Annotated in this window: 2 protein-coding genes and 1 tRNA gene; 2 read left to right on the top strand and 1 reads right to left on the bottom strand. The window is 76.4% G+C overall.

Annotation, left to right across the window (positions count from 1 at the left end; all coding sequences use genetic code 11):
• Positions 1-233: 233 nt before the first annotated feature.
• Positions 234-551, bottom strand: a complete 318-nt coding sequence (locus PYV61_RS14535) for a hypothetical protein (RefSeq protein ID WP_275832764.1) — start codon at positions 549-551, stop codon at positions 234-236.
• Between the two features lie 190 nt (positions 552-741).
• On the opposite strand from PYV61_RS14535, the gene PYV61_RS14540 reads away from it, so the two are divergent.
• A tRNA-Lys gene (locus PYV61_RS14540) sits at positions 742-815 on the top strand.
• A gap of 73 nt (positions 816-888) precedes the next feature.
• Entirely contained in the window at positions 889-1,884 is a 996-nt protein-coding gene (locus PYV61_RS14545) for a S41 family peptidase (RefSeq protein ID WP_275832766.1), read from the top strand.
• Positions 1,885-1,952: the final 68 nt, after the last annotated feature.

Genomic DNA, 1,952 nt, shown 5'->3' on the forward strand with positions numbered 1-1,952 from the left:
GAGCGAACTCGGATAGAGCGAACTCGGATAGAGCGAACTCGGATAGAGCGAACTCGGGAAGGGCGAACTCGGGAAGCGCGGCTCCGGAAAGAGCGAGCCCGTGAGGGGCGAACTCGCGGAAGGCGACCAGCTGATCGCGAGCGCGCGGTTCCCGAGTTCGCCGCATCCGTGTTCGCCGTATCCGCGTTCGCCGTATCCGTGCTCGCCGTATCCGCGCTCGCCTCTTCGTCCCGTCAATCCGCCCGATGATACCCGTGGATCGCCCACCACTGCACCCACCCCTGCACCTGCTCCCGCTCCGCGGGCGCCACGCGGTCGAGGCAGGCGCGGACGCGGGGGGCGAGGGAGCCGAGCATCTCGGTCGGGTCGAGGGCCACGTCGCGGGCGAGGCGGCCGTAGCGGATCACGGCGCGGCGCAGGGCGTCGTGCGACAGGCGGGGGGCGCACAGCACCTGGACCACGGCGTCGGCCGCCCGGCCCACGGCGCCGCGGGCGGGATCCGACGGCGGTCCGTCGGGCGGGGTGAGGGGCGTCGGGACCTGACTGCTCATGCGGGCGCTCCTGGGCAACCGGTGTGAGACGGCGTCGGGACGGGACGCATGGGGCGGACGACCGGCGCAAGGCGCGGGCCCCGGCGGGCGGGACGCCTGGGGCGCTCCGCGCCGTTCCCGCATGGTAGGGCGCGCCTCCGGCGTGTAGACTTCGCGCCCGGCGGGCGACCGCCCGGCGGAGCAGCGCCGCGACCCCGTAGCTCAGCTGGTTAGAGCAGGCGACTTTTAATCGTCAGGTCCTGGGTTCGAGTCCCAGCGGGGTCATCCGGTCTGGCGCGCCGCGCGCGCCCGCCGCACCTTCGCGCATCCGCGTCCCCGTCCCGGACCCGCTGCGCCGATGCCGTCCCGCCGCGCCCGCGCCGCCGCCCTGCCGCTCCTGCTCGCGCTGGGGGCGTGCGACATCTCCGTCCCCGAGCCGACCGTCGTCGTCCCGGGGCTCTCGACCGTCGCCCGCGAGTACGTCGACGAGGTCCTGCGGGTGATGCGCACCAACGCGCTGCGCCACGACGCCATCGACTGGGCCGCCCTCCGCGCGCAGGCCGTCGCGACCGCGCCGGTGGCGCAGACGCTCGAGGAGACGCACCCGATCATCACCGCGGCGCTGTTCGGCCTCGGCGACGGCCACAGCACGTACCGCGCGAGCAGCGGGCGGCTGCTCGCCTTCAACGTGCGGCGCTGCGCCGCCGCCGCCGCGACGCCCCCCGCGGACCTCCCGGCCGACGTCGGCTACGTCCGGGTCGTGTCGTTCACCGGCGGCCTCGCGCCGTCGATCGCGTACGCCACCGCGCTGCACGCGGCCATCGCCGCCGCCGACCGCGACGCGCTCGCCGGGTGGGTCGTCGACCTGCGCGGCAACGGCGGCGGCAACATGTGGCCGATGATCGCCGGGATCGGCCCGATCCTCGGCGACGACGCGGTCGTCGGGCACTTCGTCGGCGCCGACGGCGCGACCTCCTCGTGGGGGTACCGCGGCGGCGCGTCGGTGTTCGGCAGCGCGACCCAGGTGCCGGTCGAGCGCCCGTACACGCTGCGCCGCCCGCGCCCGCGCGTCGCCGTGCTCACCGACGGCGCGGTCGCCAGCTCGGGCGAGGCGGTGGCGATCGCGTTCCGGCGGCGCGCCGACACGCGCTCGTTCGGCGCCGCGACGTGCGGGCTGTCGACCGCGAACGCGCCGTTCCTGCTCAGCGACGGCGGGGTGCTCAACCTCACCGTGTCCGTGATGGCCGACCGTGCGCGCACGCCGTACGGCGACCGCGTGACGCCCGACGAGGCCGTGGCCGACCCCGAGGACGCGGTCCGCCGCGCGGTGGCGTGGCTGCGGCAGCCCCTCTGAGCGCGCGGGCGCGTCGCGGGGGCGTCGCGCTGGCGGCGCTGCTCGCGGCGGCCGGCGCCTGCAGCGAC

Origin of the sequence: Roseisolibacter sp. H3M3-2, from assembly GCF_029211165.1 — a bacterium.
GTDB lineage: Bacteria > Gemmatimonadota > Gemmatimonadetes > Gemmatimonadales > Gemmatimonadaceae > Roseisolibacter.